The organism is Pseudomonas sp. A214, from assembly GCF_900156295.1.
Lineage (GTDB): Bacteria > Pseudomonadota > Gammaproteobacteria > Pseudomonadales > Pseudomonadaceae > Aquipseudomonas > Aquipseudomonas rhizophila.
Window position 1 is genome coordinate 2,734,635 of sequence record NZ_LT707062.1, and the last position, 21,703, is coordinate 2,756,337.

Here is a 21,703-nt window from a genome sequence, read left to right on the forward strand (position 1 = left end):
CTGTGTGCGGGCTCATTGCAGCCCCGTGCGATGGCATATCAGTGAAGTTGGGGGTCGATCGTTCTCTCTATAGAACGCTAAGACTGATTTTTGCAGTCTAGTGCGGCTGCGTTCGTGGTTTTAATCTGTGTCCATCGAATCGCAACGTCTGATTCGCAACACGATTGGAGCCACCGCATGAAAAACATCATCGGCGTCTACACCAGCCCCCGAGCCCATTGGGTCGGTGACGGCTTCCCGGTTCGCACGCTGTTTTCCTACGACAACCTGGGCAAGCACATCAGCCCGTTCCTGCTGCTGGACCACGCCGCTCCCACGCAATTCGAACCCACCGCCGAGCGTCGCGGTGTTGGCCAGCACCCTCATCGCGGTTTCGAAACCGTGACCATCGTCTACCAGGGCGAACTGGAACACCGGGATTCCACTGGCAGCGGCGGCAAGATCGGCCCTGGCGACGTGCAATGGATGACGGCCGCTTCCGGGATCATTCATGAAGAGTTCCACTCCGAGGACTTCGCCCGGCAAGGCGGGTTCATGGAGATGGTTCAGCTGTGGGTCAACCTGCCCGCCAAGGACAAAATGGCCCCGGCCGGCTACCAGACAATCCTCAAGAGCGACATTCCGAGCATCGACCTGAAGGACAACGCTGGCAGCCTGCGCTTGATTGCCGGCCGCTTCGAGGGGCATCAGGGCCCGGCGAAGACGTTTACGCCCATCGATGTCTGGGACATGCGCTTGAATGCCGGGAAAAACCTGACCCTCGACGTACACGAGGGCCACAACACCGCACTGGTGGTGCTGCGTGGCACGGTTCAGGTCAACGGTCGCGAGCGGGTCGAAGCCGGGCAGCTGGCGTTGTTCGACCGGGCCGGCGAGCAGTTGCACCTGCACGCCAATCACGACGCGGTGGTGTTGCTGCTCAGCGGCGAGCCCATCGACGAACCCATCGTCGGTCATGGCCCGTTCGTGATGAACAGCGAGCAGGAAATTCACCAGGCCTTCAACGATTTCCACTCCGGTCGTTTTGGCGCGATGGACGACTGACCAGAGACAAGTCCTGTGGGAGCGAGCCTGCTCGCGATAGCGGTCTGACAGTCGATGCATCATTGACGGATACGCCGCAATCGCGAGCAGGCTCGCTCCCACATGAGTTTCTGCGGTGCTCTCTACGCCGCGTTCAATTTGTGCCAATCTTCGCCCCATGACCTTCCTGGAGCTGTCGCGATGCTGTCTCTGATCTCCGATCACCCACTGCTGAGTGCCTTGGTGCTGTTGGTGCTCGACATTCTGCTGTGGCGGCTGGTCAGCGCTGATCGGACTTATTGGAAGATCGGCGGGCGGCTGCTGATTTTTTCGTTGTTCAGCGCGCTGCTGTTCAACGAAGGCCTCAACCCCCTGCAACCGGCGCAGTGGGTTGACGACGTGCCACGCCACTTGGCGGCCACCGGTTTACAAATTGCCTGGTGGCTGTTCGCTGCGCGGACCCTGACGGTGATGATCGGCGCGGTGATGATGCAACGGGTGGGTCATACCGGGCGGCTCTTGCAGGATCTGATCGGCGCGGTGATCTTCCTGATCGCCGTCATCGCTGCCCTGGCGTATGTGCTGGACTTGCCGGTCAAGGGCGTCCTGGCAACCTCCGGGGCGATGGCGATCATCGTCGGCCTGGCCTTGCAGAGTACCCTCAGTGACGTGTTCTCCGGGATCGTGCTCAACACCACCAAGCCCTATCAAGTCGATGACTGGATTTCCATCGATGGCACCGAAGGCCGGGTCACCGACATCGACTGGCGCGCCACGCGGTTGCAGACCGCCCAGGGCAGCATGGCGGTGATTCCCAACTCCTTGGCGGCCAAGGCCAAGATCGTCAACTTCAGCCGGCCCAGCGATGTCCACGGGTTATCCATCAGCATCCCGGTCAGCCCGCATGCACGGCCACAAACCGTGATCGATGCGCTGGAGCGGGCGATGATTGGTTGTCGTTCCCTGCTTGCCAGCCCGGCTCCCTGCGTGACACTCAAGAGCACCGGCAGCACCGGGGCGGAATATGAAATCAGCGGGTTCGTCGCGTCCATGGGCCAGAAGCGCGAGGTGCGCAATCAGTTGTTCGACCTGGCTTTCCGGCATTTGCAGGCATCGGGCGTAAGCCTGTTGTCCACCAGCGAAAGCGCGTCCACCAATGGCGTGTCGCGGCCCCGTGCGCTGCTGGAAAGCTCGAGCATTTTCTCCACCTTGCGCCAGGATGAGAAAGACACCTTCAGCCAGAACATGACCCTGCAGACCTTCCGCGCCGGCGACATGATCCTGCCGGCCGGGGAGGTCAGCGATCATTTGTTCATCATCGAGTCGGGGGTGGTCAGCGTGACCCTGTTTCGTAACGGCCAGCCGTTCGAGGCCGGACGCATGGGGCCGGGAGAGGTTATTGGCGAAGCCGGGATCGTTTCCGACCAGGCCGCGCTGGCGAACTTTTCCGCCAAGACCTTCTGCACCCTTTATCGCATCGAGAAGAGCTACCTCAAACCCTGCCTGGACGCTCGCCGCGACATCAACGACGCGATGAAAAACCTGCTGGACGTGCGCATGCACCTGGCCCAGAACCTGACCCGCGACGTCCCCAAACCGGTGGCCAAGAAGCGCTTCCTGCAATGATTGCGTAGTCGGGCCTGAGCAAGTATCAAGGGCGTGCATTGGCCCCCCGAACTTCCCAATAATTGGCTATTTGTACCGCGCCACCGCGAGGCTAACGTAGCGCCACACCCAATTGTTCTGGAGTTCACCATGCAACCGCGTATCGATTTCTACACTGCCTCCCCTGAAGCTTTCAAAGCCATGCTGGCGTTCGAAACCGCTGTTTCGAAACTGGGCCTGGAAAAATCCCTGCTGGAACTGGTCAAGCTGCGTTCCTCGCAAATCAACGGTTGCGCCTTCTGCATCGACATGCACACCGCCGATGCCCGCAAGGACGGCGAGACGGAGCGTCGCCTGTATGCCGTGACCGCCTGGCGCGAAGCCCCGTTTTTCACCCCTCGCGAACGCGCCGCGCTGGCCTGGACCGAAGCGCTGACCCGCTTGAGCGACACCCATGCGCCAGACGCCGACTACGAACTGCTGAACCAGCATTTCACGCCCAAGGAAATGGTCGACCTGACCGTGGCAATCAACGCCATCAATGGCTGGAACCGCTTGGCGGTGGGCTTTCGCAAGATGCCTGAGGCGTGAGTCCACCGGCAATCAATCCAGATAGGTCCTCGGTGTACGACCGGTCATGTGCTTGAAAAAGGCGATGAAAGCGCTGTCACTGGCAAAGCCCAGTTCAAAGGCGCTGTAGCTCAGGCTGCGACCAGTGGCGAGCAGTTCAATGGCGCGCATCAGGCGCCATTGCTGGCGCCACTGTTGATAACCCATGCCGGTTTCCCGTTGAAAGATCCGTCCGATGGTTCGGCCGCTGGCACCGATCTTTTGCTCCAGCACCGCCAATGTTGGTGGCAGGTGGTCCAGGGTTGTGAGCAAAGGCGCGAGGCGTTTGTCCTGAGGCAGCGGTAGCAGCATCGGCTGTTCTGCCGCCTCACGGATTTCGTTCAGGCACAACCCCAGCAAGTGCAGGTTGCGACCTTGGGTCCAGTCGCTGTCGAACGCCGCGTCGGTGATCGGCTCGAGTACAGCGTGCAGCAGCGGCGAGACCTCAATGACGCAAACGCGTGAAGGCAGGTCCGCGCACAGCGTCGCCGTCAGGTAGATCGATCGGTAATCCACGCTCTGCTGCATCACCGCCCGATGGGGCGTCAGCGGTGGAATCCAGGCAGCTCGCGACGGGGGCAGCAGGCACAGCTGTTGCGCCAGTGTGATGCGCGCGCAGCCCTGTCGCGTAAATAGCAGTTGCCCGCGTTGATGCTGGTGTAGGCCAGAATCGTGGTGCCCCAGCGTCGCTGCAATGCCGATGACCGGCGCGCTATGACAGTCGGGGTCGAACCGGGCGTGAGCGCCGAGCCAAGCCATAAGTTGTCCGATTTCAAGGATCAGTTGTCAGGCTTTGGATAATACGACAGTCCTGGCTTCGTAGACTGCTCGTCGTTTTTCTAACGAGCGTGCCCATGACTTCTCGTCCGTTCCTCGGCCTGGCGATTGCCTTGGTGATGTTTCCGCAAATTGCCCAGACCCTCTATAGCCCTGCATTGGCAGACATCAGCCTGACCTTTGCCGTCAGCGCCGAAATGGCGGCGCAGATGTTGTCCGTATTTTTCCTGGGATTCGCCTTGGGTGTGGTGGTGTGGGGGGGCGTCTGTGACCGCATCGGCCGAAGGCCCGCCATGCTGGGTGGGTTGGCGTTGTATGCGCTAGGGACGGTGCTGGGCCTGAACGTCGACACCTTCGACGCATTACTGGCCGTCCAGGCTCTGGCTGCGTTTGGTGCGGCGGTCGGTTCGGTGGTCACCCAGACGATTCTGCGTGATCGCTACCAGGGCGCGGAACTGGGCAAGGTTTTTTCGATGATTGGCATTCCCCTCGCGGCCAGCCCGGCGATCGGTTTGTTCAGCGGTGCCAGCCTGGTTCGCTTCTTTGGCTATCAAGGCACACTCGGTGGCCTGTTGATGCTGTCGCTGATTCTACTGTGGTGGAGCGCGCGATCCTTGCCCGAGACGCTTGAGGGCAGTGTCCCGCCGCAACCCTTGTTGACGACTCTGTGGCGCATGCTGAAGGACCCGGACATCTGGCGCTCGTCGTTTTTGGTGGCGGCATTCAACGTCGCCCTGTTCAGCTACTACAACCTCGCTCCGTTCCAGTTCGAACGGCTCGGGTTGAGCCCTGAGCTGTTCGGCTACAGCGGGGCGATTCTGGCGTTGGGTTCGGGTCTGGGGGCGTGGCTGAACAAGCGTCTGCTTGCACGGGGTTTCGACGGCTCTCAGTTATCGGCTGTTGCGGCGATCGTGCTGCTGATGGGGGGGATAAGCGTTCAGGGCCTGCTCGACAGCGCTGGTTTTGTTGTGGCGATGCTGTTGATTGTCCTGGCGTTTGGCATGGCGATACCCAACGTGCTCGGTGCGGCATTGGTACGCTACGGTGATTGCCTGGGCACCGCTGGCGCGCTGTTTGGCCTGTTCTATTACTTGCTGATAGGAGGCGCGTTGATGCTAGCAGCCTGGTTCCAGGCGCTGGGCTGGACCCTGATTCTGTGCGGCTCACTGGCGGTGTGCCTGACGGTTCACCTGATGTGGGAGCGAGCCTGCTCGCGATGACGGTGTATCAGTCAACATCAATGTTGAGGGTCAGTCCGCAATCGCGAGCAGGCTCGCTCCCACAGGATTGTCTTAAGTTTGAAAGCTTCGGACGACAGGCACTGCAATAGGTTTGCTTCGGCTTAATAGGAAGCATTACTATTCACGCCCCGTCCCTACAGCGCAGTGCGATGACCCCCAAGCCGCCCCGCAGACCTGGCTTTTTCGAGCATTACGAAGAGTTGATCGGCACCTGGACTCGTCGCCTGCGCAATCGCCAGCAGGCCGAGGACCTGGCTCACGATACTTTCGTGCGGGTGCTCGAGTCCGATTCGGCTGATGTCCAGCAGCCGCGGGCCTATTTGCACCAGACGGCGCGCAATATTGCGGTGGATGGCTATCGGCGCGAAGATCGGCGGGGCGCCATGGAGGAGGTGGCGCTCGATCACAGCCAGTCGCTTTCGGGCGACCCGGAGCACTACATGCACGCGATCCAGTTGGCGGACTCCATCGAAAGGGCACTGGCCGAGCTGCCGGCCAATTGCCGTACGGTGTTTGTCTGGCAGAAGATCGAAGGCTTGACCCAGGCGGAAATCGCCGAGCGCCTGGGCTTGTCAAAAAACATGGTGGAAAAGTATATGATCCGCACCCTGCGGCATCTGCGCGATCGTCTGGACGGGGCTGGCCAATGATCCGTCGTTATCTTCCACCTGAGCCACAGGACCTTCCATGATGGATAACCGTGAATGCCCGTGCGGGCAGAACCGGGTTCGCGACGAGGCGGCGCAATGGTTCGTACGCTTGCAAGCTCCCGTCATGGGTGTCGATGAGCGCCAGCGTTACGAGGCCTGGCTGGACGAGCATCCTAATCACCGCGACGAAATTCTACTTCTACAGGGGATCTGGAGCGCCACGGATCTGCTGCCCAAGGAACGTCTGCAAGCGTTGTGCGAACCACCCGCCAAACGTCCCCAGCGTCGACCGCTGCTGCGCTTCGCCGTGGCCGCCGGGCTGTTGGCGATGGCGGTCGGGCTGGGCTTGTTCAGCGGCTTGGGTGCTTCCAGCGATTACAGCGCTGAATTTGCCACGGCCCTGGGCGAGCGCCGGCACATCGCGCTGCCGGACGGTTCGGTGATCGACCTCAACAGCCGCAGCCGCGTGCGTGTTCAGTTCGTCCACCATCAACGGCGCGTGGAACTGGCCGAAGGCGAGGCGTTGTTTCGCGTCGAGCATGACGCTGGCCGGCCGTTTACGGTGGAGGCGGGCAACGGCCGGGTGACGGTGACCGGAACGCGCTTCGATGTGCGCCGCGATGCCGACTCAACCCGGGTGGCGGTGGAGCAGGGCAGTGTCAAGGTTCAGGGGCGCGACGCGGCGCAGGCCGAGTTCGTCAGCCTCACGGCCGGCCTTGGCACCCGTATCGATGCGCAGGGCAAGGTCGCCGCACCTTATGGCATCAACGCCGATGAACTCACCGCCTGGCGCCACGGCAAACTGGTGTTCAACAACGCTCCCTTGAGCGAAGTCGTCCAGGAGGTTTCCCGTTATCGCGCTAAACCCCTGCGCGTCGGCAGCGCGGCGGTGGGCAACTTGCGCCTGACCAGCGTGTTTCGTGCCGATAACCCCGAGGCGCTGCTCAAGGCTTTGCCCAACATCCTGCCGGTGGCCGTGCGCACCCTGGATGACGGCAGCCAGGAAATAATTGCGCGGTAAATTCAGGTTTTTTTCGAGTTCTTCGTCTTCTTGTCCAACTGCAACTGGTTTGCATTAACAGACGCGTATTCTTGCGATTCAACAGGACAAGGTTCGACGTGAAAACCACCTTCAAAAACAACAACCGCGCCCCCGCCCGCTGGCTGCCGCTGGCCCTGACCCTGGCCGTCAGTGCCGCATTGCCCCAGGCCTTCGCCGATCAGGCGGCCACGTCCATTCACATCCAGGCGCAGCCGCTGGGCCAGGCCTTGAGCCAGCTCGGCCAGCAGACTTCTTTGCAGGTGTTCTTCAGCCCGGAGCTGGTGGCCGGCAAGCAAGCCCCGGCGGTGGACGGCAACTTGTCCCCAGAAGCGGCCCTGGGCCAACTGCTGCAAGGCAGCGGCCTGCAATACCAGATCAATGAAGGTTCGGTGACCGTGCTGCCGGCGCCCTCGGCGTCCACTGGCGGCCCGCTGGAACTGGGGGCCACCGACATCCAGGTGGTCGGTGACTGGCTCGGCGATGCCAATGCCGAAGTGGTGCAGAACCATGCCGGCGCGCGCACGGTAATCCGCCGCGAAGCGATGGTGGAGCAGGGGGCCATGAACGTCGGCGATGTGCTGCGGCGCGTGCCGGGGGTGCAGGTGCAGGATGCCAATGGCACCGGCGGCAGCGACATCTCCCTGAACGTCGGCGTGCGCGGTCTCACTTCGCGCCTGTCGCCCCGTTCCACGGTGCTGATCGACGGCGTGCCGGCGGCGTTTGCGCCTTATGGTCAGCCGCAACTGTCCATGGCGCCGATTTCTGCGGGCAACTTGGACAGCATCGACGTGGTGCGCGGCGCCGGGTCCGTGCGTTACGGGCCGCAGAACGTCGGCGGCGTGATCAACTTCGTGACCCGCGCGATTCCGGAAAAAGCCACCGGTGAAATCGGCACCACCCTGGAAACCTCCCAGCGCGGCGGCTGGAAGCACATCGACAGCGCTTTTCTCGGCGGCACGGCCGATAACGGCATGGGCGTTGCGCTCCTGTATTCGGGGGGCAACGGTAATGGCTATCGCCGCAGCAACAACGACAATGACATCGACGACGTCATCCTCAAGACCCATTGGGCGCCCACCGAGGTGGATGATTTCTCGCTGAACTTCCATTACTACGACGCCAAGGCTGACATGCCCGGCGGCCTGACCCAGGCGCAATACGACGCGGACCCGTATCAGTCCGACCGTGACTGGGACAACTTTGCCGGCCGGCGCAAGGACGTGTCGTTCAAGTGGATCCGCGAGATCAGCGAACGCACCCAGGCCGAAGTGCTGACCTATTATTCCGACAGCTACCGTGGCAGCACCATCGCCTCCCGGGACCAGCGCAACCTGGCGTCCTACCCGCGTACTTACTACACCTTCGGCATCGAACCGCGGGTGTCCCATGTGTTTGACCTGGGCTCGACCACCCAGGAAGCCAGCGTCGGTTATCGCTACCTCAAGGAAGGCATGCACGAAGAGGCCAGTCGCCTGGCGCTGCGCGATAACCAGCCGGTGGTGCGGCCGGGGTCCGATGGTCACGTCTATCAGGACCGCACTGGTGGCACCGAAGCCCATGCGGTCTACATCGATGACAAGATTGATGTCGGCAAGTGGACCATCACCCCGGGCATCCGTTTCGAACGCATCAGCACCCAATGGCACGACCGCCCGGTGCTCGACACCGACGGCAGTCCGGTACAGGAAAAACGCCGCAGCATCGACAGCAACGAACCGCTGCCGGCCTTGAGCGTGATGTATCACCTGTCCGATGCCTGGAAGCTGTTCGCCAACTACGAGACATCGTTCGGCAGCCTGCAATATTTCCAGCTCGGCCAGGGCGGCGACGGCAACAACACCGCCAACGGCCTGAACCCGGAAAAAGCCAAGACCTACGAGATCGGTACGCGCTACAACGATGACGTGTGGGGCGGGGAAGTGACGCTGTTCTACATCGACTTCGACGACGAGTTGCAGTACATCAGCAACGATGTGGGCTGGACCAACATGGGCGCCACCAAGCACCAGGGCCTGGAAGCCTCGGTGCGCTACGACATGGCCGCGCTGGACCCACGCCTGGAAGGCCTGAGCGCCAATGCCGGTTTCACCTACACCCGCGCAACTTATGAAGGTGATATTCCAAGCTTCAAGGGCCGTGACCTGCCGTTCTACTCGCGTCAGGTGGCGAACCTGGGGTTGCGTTATGAGATCAATCGCTGGACTTACAACCTCGATGCCTTTGCCCAGTCCAAGCAACGCTCACCCGGCAACAGCGTGAACCCCGACGGCAGCTTCAGCGACGATTACATCACCGACGGCAGCGCCGATGGACGCTACGGTGACATGCCGGGTTACGTGCTCTGGAACGTGCGCGCTGGCTACGACTTCGGATCGCAACTATCGAACCTGAAGGTCGGCGCCGGGGTGAAGAACCTGTTCGACCATCAGTACTACACCCGCTCCAGCGACAACAACTCGGGCATCTACGTCGGCGCACCGCGTACGTTCTTCGTGCAGGCGAGCGTGGGGTTCTGATGAAAAACCAGGATTGACGCGTACTCCTGTGGCGAGGGGATTTATCCCCGTTGGGCTGCGCAGCAGACCCAAAGCGGCAGACTCAATCTGCCTGACACACCGAGTTGGTGATTTTAGGGCTGCTTCGCAGCCCAACGGGGATAAATCCCCTCGCCACAGATAAATCTCCTTTCCACAGAGAGGGGTGTAACGCCTCAAACCTTCAACACTTTCCCACTGACCGCCACCGCCACCAACGACAGCGCGATCAACCCGAACGCAAAGCTCAGGCTGCTGCCATGGGCGACGAATCCGATCAGCGCCGGGCCTGCGAGGATGCCGGCGTAGCCGATGGTGGTGATGGCCGGTACGGCGATCGCTTCAGGCATCAGCGTCTGCTTGCCGACCGCGGTGTACAACACCGGCACGATGTTCGAACACCCGGCCCCGACCAACGCATACCCCAACAGCGCCGCCTGCCACATCGGTGCCAGGGTCGCCAGCAGGAACCCGGCCGCAGCGGTCGCGCCGCCGTAGATAATCACGCGTCTGGCGCCCAGGCGATGCACCACCGAATCCCCCGTCAAGCGGCCAACGGTCATGGTCAGCGCGAACGCGGCATAACCGAGCCCGGCATAGGCGGTTTCCACTCCACGCTCGGCCGTCAGAAATACCGCGCTCCAGTCCAGCACCGCGCCTTCGGCAAGGAATACGATGAAACACAAGATGCCGATAAACAGCACCACGCCGTGGGGAATGGCAAACGCCGGGCCCGAACTTTCACTGCCATAGGGCAGCAGATGCGGCGCCGCTTTGAACAGCGCCACCAGCAACAATGCATTGACCACCAGCGTCGCCCCCAGGGGCGAAAGGCCGAGGCCGAGCAGCGCGCTCACACCGGCCGCGCCAATGATCCCGCCGAGGCTGAACATGCCGTGAAAACCCGACATCATGGTCTTACCGCTGGCCCGCTCGACGATCACCGCCTGCAGGTTGACGGTCGAGTCCACGGTGCCGAGGCCGGCGCCAAACAAGAACAAGGCTGCCACCAGCCAGGGCAAAGACGTCATCGTTGCCAGCGCGGGCAAGGCCAGGCAGATCAGAATCGTGCCGCCACTGAGCACCCGCCGGCAGCCAAATCGCGCCGCCAGTGCGCCGGAAATCGGCATCGCCAGAATCGACCCCACCCCAAGGCACAACAGCAGCAACCCGAGAGTGCCTTCGTCCAGGTTCGCCCGCACCTTGGCGTACGGCACCAGCGGCGCCCAGGCCGCGATCCCGACACCGGCGATGAGATAGGCAATGCGGGTGGACATCTGTTCCAGGCGTCCAGGGATGAAGGTTGGCGGTGGCGTAATGGCAGTCATGAAACGTCCTTGGTTTGGCGAGGCGATGGTGCGGGCGGGCCCTATGCTTGCACATCCACTGACCGCGCCGCGACCTCAAGGTGCCGAAGAGGTGCGTGGGTGGCAAGCACGCTTTGCCTGCACAGCCTTGGCCGGAATAAAGTACCGGCTTTCGCTGGCTGAATCCGGGTCTGGTCCATGACGCAGTTCTATGATGCACGGGGCAATATTTATGGCGTGGTCTCACCGCAGCAGGTCCGTGCCCAAGGCATTGACCTGCCGCCGACAGCCGCCCAGGCTGCCCAGGCCCGCCAGGCCTGGACCCGCGCCGCAGTGCAGGCCTTCTGTAGTTGGGCGCCGCGTCAGGCGCCGCCGGATGCCAAGGCCCATTGCAGCGATGGTCTGCTGATCGGCCCGTTCCAGAATGAGCCACCTTTTGACCTGTTGATCGTCAACACCGATGGGACCCTGGCCGAGCGCAGCGGCAATGGCCTGACGATTTTCTCCCAGGCGCTCAAAGAGCAAGGTTTGATGCCGAGCGACGGCGAATGTGTGCTACAGGTTCATCACGACAAACGTGAAGGCGTGTCACCGCTGCAAACGGCGGTCCGCGTAGCGGAGTTCGAAGGTCTCTCGGGTTTCTGGCTGGACTTGGGAAAACCACTTTTCGGCCCCGGCGCTGTCGCGGCTCAAGGCGTGCAAAGCGTGATCGTCAACCAGCGCGAAGTCAGCCGTGTGGCTGCGCTTCATGCTTTGAATCCGGCCTGGGGCAGCAGTCAGTTCGTGAACATTGGCAACCCGCACTGCGTGACCCTGGTGGACAGCGCCGAGGCGTTGCCAAGTAACCCGCAGATGCGTGCCCCAGCGTTGGCCCAAAGCCTGACGCGCATTGCCTATGCGCCGCCCGGTGGGTCCGGGATTCCCTGCCCGGCGGGGGTGAATCTGCAGTGGGCCTGGCGCCAGGCCGAAGCAAGCATTGCCGCGCGGATTTTTGAACGAGGGGAAGGTCCCACCGCTTCTTCGGGCACCAGTGCCAGTGCGGTGGCGTGCGCCGCGTGGCGAGTGGGTTGGGTGACGGCGGGGGCGGTGAGTGTGGTGATGCCGGGTGGCACTGCACCGATTCTGCTGGAGGAGCAGGCGGGTGAGCTGCTGCGGGTCAGGTTGTTTGGTGTTGCGCGGTCTGTGTCATAGACGATCTGCGCCGCAGCCAATGACGCCATCGCGAGCAGGCTCGCTCCCACATTCGATCTTCAGCGGGCACAAAAATGCGCGTACGGCGCCGCTCCACTGTGGGAGCGAGCCTGCTCGCGATGACCTCAACCTGGCTGAACCGCAAACTCCACCATCGGCATCTGCCGCTTCATCAGCACTTCGCCATTGCGAATGGAGTAAAGCGGTAGGCCCTGGCTACGGATCACTTCGTAGTCACTGTCGGCCGAGAGGATCAGCAGATTCGCCGGACGCCCGGCTTCCAGGCCGTAGCGCTCGCCCAGGGCCATGGCCTTGGCGCTGTTATCAGTGACCAGGTCCAGGGCGCTTTGCAGGTTGCGGTAACCCAGCATGTGGCAGATGTGCAGGCCAGCTTCCAGCACCCGCAGGATATTGCCGTTGCCTAGGGGATACCACGGGTCGACGATGGAGTCCTGGCCGAAGCACACGTTCATCCCCGCTTCGAGCAATTCGTTGACCCGGGTGACGCCGCGGCGTTTAGGGAAGTTATCGAAACGTCCTTGCAGGTGGATGCTTTCGGTGGGACAGGAAACGAAGCTGATGCCCGAGTGCCCGAGCAGGCGAAACAGCTTGGCGCAGTAGGCATTGTCATAGGAGCCCATGGCCGTGGTGTGGCTGGCGGTGACGCGGGCGCCCATGTCGCGGCTGCGGGCTTCTTCGGCCAGCACTTCGAGAAAGCGCGAGTGCGGGTCGTCGGTCTCGTCGCAATGCACGTCCACCAGGCAACCGGTGCGCTCGGCCAGGTCCATCAGGAATTTCACCGAGCTTACGCCTTGATCCCGGGTGTACTCGAAATGCGGAATGCCGCCCACCACGTCGGCACCCATTCGAATTGCTTCCTCCATCAGTTCGCGGCCGTTGCGGTAGGACTCGATGCCTTCCTGGGGAAACGCGACGATCTGCAGGTCGATCAGGTGACGACTTTCCTCACGCACTTCAAGCATGGCTTTGAGGGCGGTGAGGTCAGGATCGGTGACATCGACATGGGTGCGCACATGCTGGATGCCATGGGCGGCCAATGCCTGGATGGTTTTTTTGGCGCGGGTCTTGGTGTCTTCCTGGGTGATGGTGGCCTTGCGCTCGCCCCAGCACTCGATGCCCTCGAACAGCGTCCCGCTCATGTTCCAGCGGGGTTCGCCGGCGGTGAGGGTGGCATCCAGATGAATGTGCGGTTCGACGAAAGGCGGCACCACCAGATTACCGCCGGCGTCGAGGTCTTGCGGGCCGAGGCTCGGGGCTTCGGTCTGGCGTGCAATGCTGGCGATCAGGCCGTTTTCCAGGTGCAGTTCATGCAAGCCTTCGCGGTTGCGCAGGCGGGCGTTGATGATGTGCATCAAGCGAGTCCTTCTCAAAGATCTTGGAGGGGGGTATCGGTGGCGCGAATTCCCAATAGGCCGATCAATATCACATACGTTAGCGCGCCGGTGGCGATTCCTACCAGTGGCGCAACCCAAGGCGAAGTGAACGCCGCGAGGGTGCCTGCGCCGTACGCAAACAGCCCCGGCCAGTTGAAGGCCGGCAGCTGCGCTTGGGCCAGACGCGGATAGCGGCCGCGCCAGCGGAAGAAGAAATCGGCCATGATCACTCCGCCAATCGGCGGGATCACCGTGCCCAGCAAAATCAGGTAAGGCACCAGCAGATCGTACATGCCCAGCAGGGCCAGCAGTGTGCCGATCGCCGCGCCGCCCAGGGTCACGGTTTTGCGCCGACGGGTGCGCAGCAGGTTGCAGCCGGCCACGGCAAAGTTATAGATGGTGTTGTCCTGGGTGCTCCAGATGTTGAGCAGCAGCATCGCCATCGCCGCCATGGCGAAGCCTTGCAACAGCAGAACTTCCACTACGTCCGGCTGCTGATAGACGATGGCTCCGTAGGCGCCGATCAATACCATCAGGCCGTTGCCGATGAAAAAGCCGATCAGGCTCGCCAGCACCGCGATCTTCGCCGAGCGGGAAAACCGCGTCCAGTTGGTCGCCTGGGTGGCACCGCTGACGAACGTGCCGAACACCAGCGTGATGGCGGTGGACCAATCGAGGCTGCCCGTCGGCACCACCGCCAGCAACCCATCCAGGCCACCGACCTTTACCGTCGCGACCCACATCGACAACATCAGCAACAACATCATGGCTGGCACGGCGATGTACGACAGGATCTCCAGCCCGCGATAACCGATGTAGGCGGTGACGCAGAACCCCAGGCCGAACAGCACCATCAGCCCCAGCACGGTGCCTTCGTTCAAATGAAAATACTTGCCCAGTACCACCGCCGCCGTCGCCGTGCCCCAGGCGTACCAGCCGATCTGGGTGAAACCCAGGATCAAGTCGCTGAGCTTGCTGCCCACCTCACCGAAACAGAAGCGACCCATCAGCACCGAATTGAGCCCGCTCTTGAAGGCGATATAACCCAGGCCGGCGGCGTACAGGCCCAACAGCAGATTGCCGATCACGATGACCGTGAGCATTTCGGCAAAACCGAACGCTACCCCCAGCTTGCCACCGGCAAACATCGTGGCGGTGAAAAAGGTGAAGCCCAGCAGCACCATGGCCGTGGAGGCCAGGCCCTTGCGGGCATGCATCGGGACTTCGCTCAAGGGATAGTCGTTGCCCGGATCGTTTTGAGTCATGTGGAGGTCCTTGCGCAGGAGGAAGATGTCGCAAGCGTGCAGCGCCCGTGCCAAGCGAGTGATCGCGAGGTTATTTATAGCCAATCCGTGGTATTGGGTAAGTGAAGAGAACGAAAGCGGTGCGGCGGTGGTTCAAGTTGGAACACAGTTTCCACTGCCTATGCGGTTTCTTCAGGTGGGAGAGTGCAGCGCTAGAAACCGCAACACTGCCGCGACGATGGCCTCCGGCGCGTCTTCCTGGACCAAATGCCCGGCATTGGGAATGGGATGAAACTGTGCGCCCGGTATCATCCGTTGCAACGCACGACCGCGTTCGATGGGGATCCACTGATCGTCTTCTCCCCAAAGGATCTGCGTCGGGCAGCGCACGGTTGCATACAGCGGTTCGACCTCGCGGGTATAGCGTTCGTCCATCTGCGCGATCTGCCGATAGAGCGCGGCCTGGCCGGTCTCGCCAAGCCAGGGCTGCACGTACGGCGCCAGTTCTTCATCTGGGATCTGCCTGTTGATCGCAGCCCGGATATAGGTCGGTACGATGGCCCGCTGAATGTAATCGGGCAGGCCGCTGAACGCCGCTTCGTACTGGCGCACATGCTGGACAAAAGGCGAACCCCAGGGCGACAGCGCCACCGGATCGATCAGGGTCAGGCTGCGGTAGTGCTTGCCGTTGAGCAGGTGCGTGCGCAGGGCGGTTGCGCCACCAAAATCGTGGGCCACCACGTCCGGGCAATCCAGGCCCCAGTGGTCCAGCAACTGTGCGAGCAACTGGTTTTGCACACCGAGGGAAACGTCGGCGTCCGGTTGTGCGGATTGGCCGTAACCCAGCAGGTCAAAGTAATGCACCTTGCGAGTGGCAAAGAACAGCGGGGCGATTCGGTGCCACACGTAGGAAGAGAAGGGCGTGCCGTGGACAAACACCAGCGGCGGGCCGTCGCCGTGGACGGCGTAACGGATGCGGTGTCCGTTGAAGTCGTATTCGTGATCCAGGGGCCAGTGGCTCATGGTCGCGTCCTCTTGGCATGTTCGAGCCAAAAAGCATAGACACAAAAAAAGCCAATGCCACAGGTCCCTGTGGCCCGCTTACTCGCCGCGGTAGATGCAACCGCTGGTGCAGGTCTCATGGATGCGAATGGCACTGAGTTCCGGCAACAATGGCTTCAACTGTTCCCAGATCCACTTGGCCAGGACTTCGCTGGTGGGGTTTTCCAGGCCGGGGATGTCGTTGAGGTAGTTGTGGTCCAGGCGCTCGTAGAGCGGCTTGAAGATCGCCTTGATCTCCGAGAAGTCCCGAATCCAGCCGGTGTGCGGGTCGATGTCGCCGCTCAGGTGAATCGCCACTTTGAACGAGTGGCCGTGCAGGCGGCCGCACTTGTGACCGTCTGGCACGTGGGGCAGGCGGTGGGCGGATTCGAAGGTGAATTCTTTGAAAATTTCCACAGGTTCAGGCTCTTTAAGGTAGCGGTCGCGAGGCAGGCGGCGGAGTTTATCAGTTTGGTTCCGGCGTTGCGCGACCGTGCTGACTAAAGGGTCAGCAAACGCCCGCCCAGCCCACCGTTGGCCGCCAGTTCAAGGAACTCGTCACCGAGCCGGCGGCTTTCGTCCATCGCCGTGCGCCAGTATTTGCGGCGGCTGGTGTCATCGCCCATGAAACGCTTGAAGTCGTTACGGTCCGGCAGCTTGCCGAAGGGCAGGCGCGCCAGGTATTCACGGGACGGCGCCAGTAACAGCACGTCCTGCAGGCGCTCGACGTTCCCCCGGCGCCATGGCAGGCCCTTGTCGAACCAGCCGGGAATGACCCGGTCGGTGAAGTGCGGATACAGCACGATGTCTTCGCCGCTGTAGGGCAGGTCCAGGTGGTAGTCCAACAGGCCGCCGTCGCGGTAGGTGCCAACGCCGGCGCCGGGTAGGTCGCGCACGCCCTCCATCACCATCGGGATCGAGCCGGATGCCAGCAGCGCCTGGCGCAGATTACCGGCCTCCAGCGGGACGAAGCGTGACGGAAAGTCGTTCAACGGGTGCAACGGCGGCGCCCGGCGTGGGTCGTGGACGATCAGCCGTTCGAAATGCCGCGACAGGCGCGCTCGGCCCCGCAGGTTGTCGGCGATCACCGACGACAATCCCAGGCCGAGTCGCCCGCGATGATCCTGGGCCAGCCAGCCGTGACTTTTGACCACCATGATGTTGAGTCGGTAATGCGGGTTGTCGAGGATCGACGTGTCGCGGCCCTGGAGCAGATCATCGAGCATGCGCTGCGAACTCTGGCTGACCCCGGCCATGGTCACGCCTTTGGCAAAGCTTTGCTCGTTGTACAGGGTGCCCAGGCGCCGGATCCCCTCGGCGGCATCCGGCAGGCAGGCGCTGGCGAAGCGCCAGGAGCCCACCGAAGCACCGATCAGCGAGCGCTCCCGGGGCGCGGCGGGCAGCCACTCGCCAAACAGCGCCAGGTCCAGCCCCTGAATGCCCAAGGCCTTGGGGCCACCAGCGGCGCCCGGCAGAATGCCGACATCGGCAGCGTTCAGGCCAGCCTGGCGAATGCGTGCCAGAGCACGAGGGCCGGCCTTGAGGGTCAGGGCAGGGAACTTGATGTGGATGGCGGTCATACCGGTCTCGAATGGTGCAACGGATAATTTAACGGCGTCAGCCCTGTGGCAGCGAACAGGTTCGCTCCCACATTGATCTGTGTTCAATGATGGCAATTCAGTTTCAGTTAAGTTCGCCCCGATACAGTTCCCCGGTGAAGATTACAAAAAAAGGAGACAACCCATGAACCGCCTGACTGCCTTTTTCATCGTTACCCTGATGGCCATCAGTGGCCTGGCCAGCGCACGAGACCTCACGGCCGACGAAGCCCAAAAGCTGCAGGACGCTGGTACCATTCTGTCGGTTGAAAAACTCAACGCCACTGCCTTGTCCAAACACCCTGGCGCCACCTTGACCGATACCGAGCTGGAGCAAGAATACGGCAAGTACATCTATCAGGTGGACTTGCGCGATGCCCAGGGCGTTGACTGGGAACTTGAATTGGACGCGGTTGACGGCAAGGTACTCAAGAATCATCAGGATCTGTAATGAAGCTTAATTTACGCCCCCGCAGCCGTTGGGGGCTGGCGCTGCTGGTGTTCTGTTCACTGGCCGTCGCTCGAGACCTGGACCAGGATGAGGCCCTGCAATTGCGGCAGCAAGGCGTGATCCTGCCCCTGGAACATTTGCTGCAACAGGCGCTGGATCGCCACCCCGGCGCCAAATTGCTGGAGGCCGAGCTGGAAGAAAAACACGGCGTCTATATTTACGAAGTCGAATTGCTGGCTACCGACGGCGTCGTGCGCGAACTGGACCTGGAGGCCGCGACCGGCCGTTTACTCAAAGATGAGGAAGACTGATGCGCCTGCTTCTGGTGGAAGATCATGTTCCCCTGGCCGACGAAGTGATGGCCGGGCTGACGCGGCAGGGTTACGCCGTCGACTGGCTCGCCGATGGTCGCGACGCGGTTTATCAGGGCAGCAGCGAGCCTTATGACCTGATCGTCCTCGATCTCGGCTTGCCGGGGGTGCCGGGGCTTGAAGTGTTGGCCCAATGGCGCGCGGGCGGCCTGAGCACGCCTGTGCTGATCCTGACCGCCCGCGGTTCCTGGGCCGAACGCATCGAAGGCCTCAAGGCCGGGGCCGACGATTACCTGACCAAACCCTTTCATCCCGAAGAGCTGCACCTGCGGATCCAGGCATTGCTGCGCCGCTCCCATGGCCAGGCCAACCAGCCGACCCTCCAGGCGGCCGGGCTGCATCTGGATGAAGGTCGCCAGTGTGTGAGCCGCGACGGCACCGAAATCCAACTGACCGCGGCCGAATTTCGCCTGCTGCGCTACTTCATGCTTCATCCCGAGCAAATCCTTTCCAAGAGCCATCTCGCTGAACACCTGTATGACGGTGAAACCGAGCGCGATTCCAATGTGCTGGAAGTCCATGTCAATCACTTGCGGCGCAAGCTGGGCCGCAGCGTGATCGAAACCCGTCGCGGCCAGGGTTACCTGTTCGGCGGGCAGGCGCAGTGAGATCGATCCAGCGGCGTCTGAGCCTGGGCCTGATCGGTGTGATGGTGGTGGTCGGCCTGGTTCTGGCGCAGACCAGTCTGTGGTTGTTCGAGCTGGGTCTGCAGCGGTATCTGGAGGCGGGGCTGCGCAACGACAGCGAGAACCTGCTGGTGGCCCTGGTGCGTGGTCCGCAAGGCCTGCAACTGGATGAGCGACGCTTGTCGCCGGCTTATCTGCGACCGTTTTCCGGGCATTATTTCCGCATCGATTTTGCCGATACGCATTGGCGCTCCCGCTCCCTGTGGGACCAGGAGTTGCCCCATCTCGACCATCCGGGGCTGCACAGCAACCTGCAATTGGGGCCTGAAGGTCAGAAGCTGCTGGTCCTGCGCACCGACTATCGGCGTCTGGGCCAGGCGATTTCCATCAGCGTGGCCCAGGACTACACGCCCGTGCGGGACACTTTCCTGCGCATGCAGCAGATCGGCCTCGGCCTTGGGTTGGCGGGGTTGCTGTTGATTCTGTTGTTGCAACGCATCACGGTGCACCGCGCCTTGCGCCCGCTGGACAAAGCCCGGGAGCAGATCGCCCAGTTGCAGCGCGGGCAGCGTTCGCAACTCGACGAACAGGTGCCGCGGGAACTGGAACCGCTGGTGGCGCAGATCAACCATCTGCTGGCCCATACCGAGGACAGCCTCAAACGTTCCCGCAACGCCCTGGGCAACCTGGGGCATGCCCTGAAAACCCCGCTGGCGGTGCTGCAAAGCCTGGCCTCGAATGAAAAACTCGACCCTTACCCCGAGCTGCGCAAGCTGTTGCTCGAACAACTGGAGCAGGTCCGTCAGCGCCTGAACCGCGAACTCAACCGCGCCCGACTGTCCGGCGATGCCTTGCCCGGTGCCCATCTTGACTGCGACGCGGAACTGCCGGCGTTGCTGGCCACGCTGAACATGATCCATGGTGAGCACTTGCACTTGGCTTACGTCGCGCCGCCCGGCCTGCACCTGCCCTGGGATCGTGAAGATCTGCTGGAACTGCTGGGCAACCTGCTGGACAACGCCTGCAAATGGGCCGACGCGCAAGTGCGCCTGACCGTGAGCGAGACAGCCGAAGGGTTCAGCCTGGCGGTGGAAGACGATGGGCCAGGCATTCCCGCAGACCGCCGCGATCAAGTCTTCAGTCGGGGCACGCGGCTCGATGAGCAGACCGACGGCCACGGTCTGGGGCTGGGCATCGTGCGGGACATCGTCGACACCTGGGGCGGGACGCTGGCGCTGGGCGACAGCGAGTGGGGCGGGCTGAAGGTCACGATCGGATTGCCTAAGCGCTGATCTCTGGTGGGAGCGAGCCTGCTCGCGATAGCGCCGGGTCAGCCACTTCAATATCAACTGACAGACCGCCATCGCGAGCAGGCTCGCTCCCACATTGTTTTGGGGCTGGACTCAAGATATCGGTGCGTTCCCGCTCTCATGCGGATATAAAACCCGCCGCATGACCCTTGCAGCTTCTCGCCGCTTCCTGCAAAGTCGCGACCTTTTTGTCCGGTGGCTCTCCATCGCTGTGCTTTGAGGTAATGATGATAAATGCAGTAATTGCCGCGGTTGGCGTGATGCTGGTGCTCAGTCTGTCCCGCGTGCATGTGGTGATCGCGCTGATTATCGGCGCTCTGGTGGGCGGTCTGACTGGCGGCCTGGGCATCGACGCCACGCTCAAGGCGTTCAATGCCGGCCTCGGGGGCGGGGCAACCGTGGCGTTGTCCTACGCTTTGCTGGGTGCTTTCGCCGTAGCGATTGCCAAGTCCGGCATGGCTCACGCCCTGGCCGACAAAGCCCTGGCCATGGTGGATCGCCAGGACGTCGCCGGTGGCTCGGGGGTCAAATGGGTCCTGATCGGCTTGCTGGGAACGGTAGCGGTCGCCTCCCAGAATATTCTGCCGATCCACATCGCCTTTATCCCGCTGTTGGTACCGCCGCTTCTTTATGTACTGACCAAGCTGCAGCTGGACCGCCGGTTGATTGCCTGCGTCATGACTTTTGGCTTGATCACGCCCTACATGTTCTTGCCGGTGGGCTTTGGCAACATCTTCCTCAACGAGATCCTGCTGGCCAACGTCGCCCGCAGCGGCGTGGACGTCAGTGACATCAACATCACCCATGCCATGGGCATTCCGGCGCTGGGCATGGTGTTTGGTTTGGTCATGGCGTTTTTCACGTATCGCAAAAAACGCATCTACGACCTGAAAACAATCGCCAGGGCCGAACAGGTGACCGTGCGCTACAACCCGTTGAGCCTGTTGGTGGCGGGACTGGCGATCGCGGCGGCGTTTGCCATTCAGCTCCTGCTGGATTCGATGATCATCGGTGCCCTGGTCGGGTTCCTGATTTTCTCGGTATCGGGGGTGGTGCGCTGGCGTGAAACCGACGACCTGTTCACCGAAGGCATGAAGATGATGGCGATGATCGGTTTCATCATGATCGCCGCCTCAGGCTTTGCCGAAGTGATGAAGGCAACAGGTGAAGTCCAGAGCCTGGTGGAAACCTCGGCGGCCTGGATCGGCCACAACAAGGGCATCGGCGCCCTGTTGATGTTGCTGGTGGGCTTGCTGGTGACCATGGGCATCGGTTCATCGTTCTCCACGGTGCCGATCCTGGCGACGATCTTCGTGCCGCTGTGCCTGCAATTGGGTTTCAGCCCGCTGGCGATCGTTTGCATCGTCGGCACCGCCGGAGCCCTGGGCGATGCCGGCTCGCCCGCTTCGGACTCGACCCTGGGCCCGACCTCCGGGCTGAACATCGATGGCCAGCACCACCACATCTGGGACACCGTGGTCCCGACCTTCATCCATTACAACTTGCCGCTGCTGGTGTTTGGCTGGGTGGCGGCGATGGTGTTGTAATTCGGGACCCAGTCGCCTTCATCGCGAGCAGGCTCGCTCCCACAGGGGTGTTCACAGAATATCCAATGTGAGAGCGAGCCTGCTCGCGATAAGGCCCCCAAAATCCAGCACCTCTTTAGCTGACCACTCGGCGCAAGCCCTT

20 protein-coding genes are annotated in these 21,703 nt (G+C 62.1%); 13 read left to right on the top strand and 7 right to left on the bottom strand.

From position 1 onward, the window contains the following. Positions 1-177: 177 nt before the first annotated feature. The 3 genes from BW979_RS12310 to BW979_RS12320 all read left to right on the top strand — a co-directional run bounded on the left by BW979_RS12310 (position 178) and on the right by BW979_RS12320 (position 3,219). On the top strand, positions 178-1,044 hold the full coding sequence (locus BW979_RS12310; protein ID WP_047229282.1) for a pirin family protein: 867 nt from the start codon (positions 178-180) through the stop codon (positions 1,042-1,044). 180 nt (positions 1,045-1,224) lie between these two features. After that, positions 1,225-2,649 carry a mechanosensitive ion channel family protein gene (locus BW979_RS12315; RefSeq protein ID WP_076383900.1) on the top strand — a complete coding sequence of 475 codons (1,425 nt, stop codon included), beginning with the start codon at positions 1,225-1,227 and terminating at the stop codon, positions 2,647-2,649. Positions 2,650-2,778: 129 nt separating this feature from the next. Beyond that, on the top strand, positions 2,779-3,219 hold the full coding sequence (locus BW979_RS12320) for a carboxymuconolactone decarboxylase family protein (RefSeq protein WP_047229280.1): 441 nt from the start codon (positions 2,779-2,781) through the stop codon (positions 3,217-3,219). Between the two features lie 12 nt (positions 3,220-3,231). Here the strand turns inward: BW979_RS12320 and BW979_RS12325 are convergent, their stop codons facing one another. Continuing rightward, positions 3,232-3,996 (bottom strand): AraC family transcriptional regulator, encoded by a 765-nt coding sequence (locus BW979_RS12325; protein WP_047229279.1) that lies wholly within the window; start codon positions 3,994-3,996, stop codon positions 3,232-3,234. Positions 3,997-4,091: 95 nt separating this feature from the next. Between BW979_RS12325 and BW979_RS12330 the strand changes: the two genes are divergently transcribed. The 4 genes from BW979_RS12330 (at position 4,092) to BW979_RS12345 (ending at position 9,463) form a co-directional block, all read left to right on the top strand. Further along, complete coding sequence (locus tag BW979_RS12330; protein WP_047229278.1) at positions 4,092-5,234, top strand: MFS transporter; 1,143 nt, start codon at positions 4,092-4,094, stop codon at positions 5,232-5,234. Positions 5,235-5,404: 170 nt separating this feature from the next. Further along, on the top strand, positions 5,405-5,905 hold the full coding sequence (locus BW979_RS12335; protein WP_047229277.1) for a sigma-70 family RNA polymerase sigma factor: 501 nt from the start codon (positions 5,405-5,407) through the stop codon (positions 5,903-5,905). Positions 5,906-5,942: 37 nt separating this feature from the next. After that, entirely contained in the window at positions 5,943-6,926 is a 984-nt protein-coding gene (locus BW979_RS12340; RefSeq protein ID WP_076383901.1) for a FecR family protein, read from the top strand. Positions 6,927-7,024: 98 nt separating this feature from the next. Continuing rightward, positions 7,025-9,463, top strand: coding sequence for a TonB-dependent siderophore receptor (locus tag BW979_RS12345; RefSeq protein WP_076383902.1), 2,439 nt, complete (start codon positions 7,025-7,027; stop codon positions 9,461-9,463). A 194-nt stretch (positions 9,464-9,657) separates the two neighbouring features. On the opposite strand, the gene BW979_RS12350 is transcribed toward BW979_RS12345, so the two are convergent. Then, complete coding sequence (locus BW979_RS12350; RefSeq protein WP_047229274.1) at positions 9,658-10,809, bottom strand: MFS transporter; 1,152 nt, start codon at positions 10,807-10,809, stop codon at positions 9,658-9,660. A 177-nt stretch (positions 10,810-10,986) separates the two neighbouring features. On the opposite strand from BW979_RS12350, the gene BW979_RS12355 reads away from it, so the two are divergent. Beyond that, positions 10,987-11,979, top strand: a complete 993-nt coding sequence (locus tag BW979_RS12355; protein WP_076383903.1) for a diaminopimelate epimerase — start codon at positions 10,987-10,989, stop codon at positions 11,977-11,979. A gap of 125 nt (positions 11,980-12,104) precedes the next feature. On the opposite strand, the gene codA is transcribed toward BW979_RS12355, so the two are convergent. From codA to BW979_RS12380, 5 genes are all read right to left on the bottom strand, one after another. After that, the gene (codA, locus tag BW979_RS12360; RefSeq protein ID WP_076383904.1) at positions 12,105-13,352 is read right to left on the bottom strand and encodes a cytosine deaminase; all 1,248 of its coding nucleotides are present in this window, start codon (positions 13,350-13,352) and stop codon (positions 12,105-12,107) included. A 14-nt stretch (positions 13,353-13,366) separates the two neighbouring features. Then, positions 13,367-14,638, bottom strand: a complete 1,272-nt coding sequence (gene codB, locus BW979_RS12365; RefSeq protein ID WP_076383905.1) for a cytosine permease — start codon at positions 14,636-14,638, stop codon at positions 13,367-13,369. 171 nt (positions 14,639-14,809) lie between these two features. Then, positions 14,810-15,640: an alpha/beta fold hydrolase gene (locus BW979_RS12370; protein ID WP_076383906.1), complete on the bottom strand. Its 831-nt coding sequence runs from the start codon at positions 15,638-15,640 to the stop codon at positions 14,810-14,812. Positions 15,641-15,718: 78 nt separating this feature from the next. Further along, positions 15,719-16,075 carry a 6-carboxytetrahydropterin synthase QueD gene (gene queD / locus BW979_RS12375; RefSeq protein WP_047229269.1) on the bottom strand — a complete coding sequence of 119 codons (357 nt, stop codon included), beginning with the start codon at positions 16,073-16,075 and terminating at the stop codon, positions 15,719-15,721. Positions 16,076-16,158: 83 nt separating this feature from the next. Further along, positions 16,159-17,238 (bottom strand): hypothetical protein, encoded by a 1,080-nt coding sequence (locus BW979_RS12380; RefSeq protein WP_076383908.1) that lies wholly within the window; start codon positions 17,236-17,238, stop codon positions 16,159-16,161. 163 nt (positions 17,239-17,401) lie between these two features. Between BW979_RS12380 and BW979_RS12385 the strand changes: the two genes are divergently transcribed. From BW979_RS12385 to BW979_RS12405, 5 genes are all read left to right on the top strand, one after another. Then, on the top strand, positions 17,402-17,707 hold the full coding sequence (locus BW979_RS12385) for a PepSY domain-containing protein (RefSeq protein WP_047229267.1): 306 nt from the start codon (positions 17,402-17,404) through the stop codon (positions 17,705-17,707). Next, positions 17,707-18,018 (top strand): PepSY domain-containing protein, encoded by a 312-nt coding sequence (locus BW979_RS12390; RefSeq protein WP_047229266.1) that lies wholly within the window; start codon positions 17,707-17,709, stop codon positions 18,016-18,018. The genes BW979_RS12385 and BW979_RS12390 overlap by 1 nt, the downstream gene beginning before the upstream one ends. Further along, positions 18,018-18,686, top strand: coding sequence for a response regulator transcription factor (locus BW979_RS12395; RefSeq protein ID WP_076383909.1), 669 nt, complete (start codon positions 18,018-18,020; stop codon positions 18,684-18,686). Before BW979_RS12390 ends, BW979_RS12395 begins: the two co-directional genes overlap by 1 nt. Beyond that, positions 18,683-19,996 (top strand): ATP-binding protein, encoded by a 1,314-nt coding sequence (locus tag BW979_RS12400; RefSeq protein ID WP_047229264.1) that lies wholly within the window; start codon positions 18,683-18,685, stop codon positions 19,994-19,996. Before BW979_RS12395 ends, BW979_RS12400 begins: the two co-directional genes overlap by 4 nt. A gap of 248 nt (positions 19,997-20,244) precedes the next feature. Further along, on the top strand, positions 20,245-21,561 hold the full coding sequence (locus BW979_RS12405; RefSeq protein WP_160891366.1) for a Na+/H+ antiporter family protein: 1,317 nt from the start codon (positions 20,245-20,247) through the stop codon (positions 21,559-21,561). The last annotated feature ends 142 nt before the right edge of the window (positions 21,562-21,703 follow it).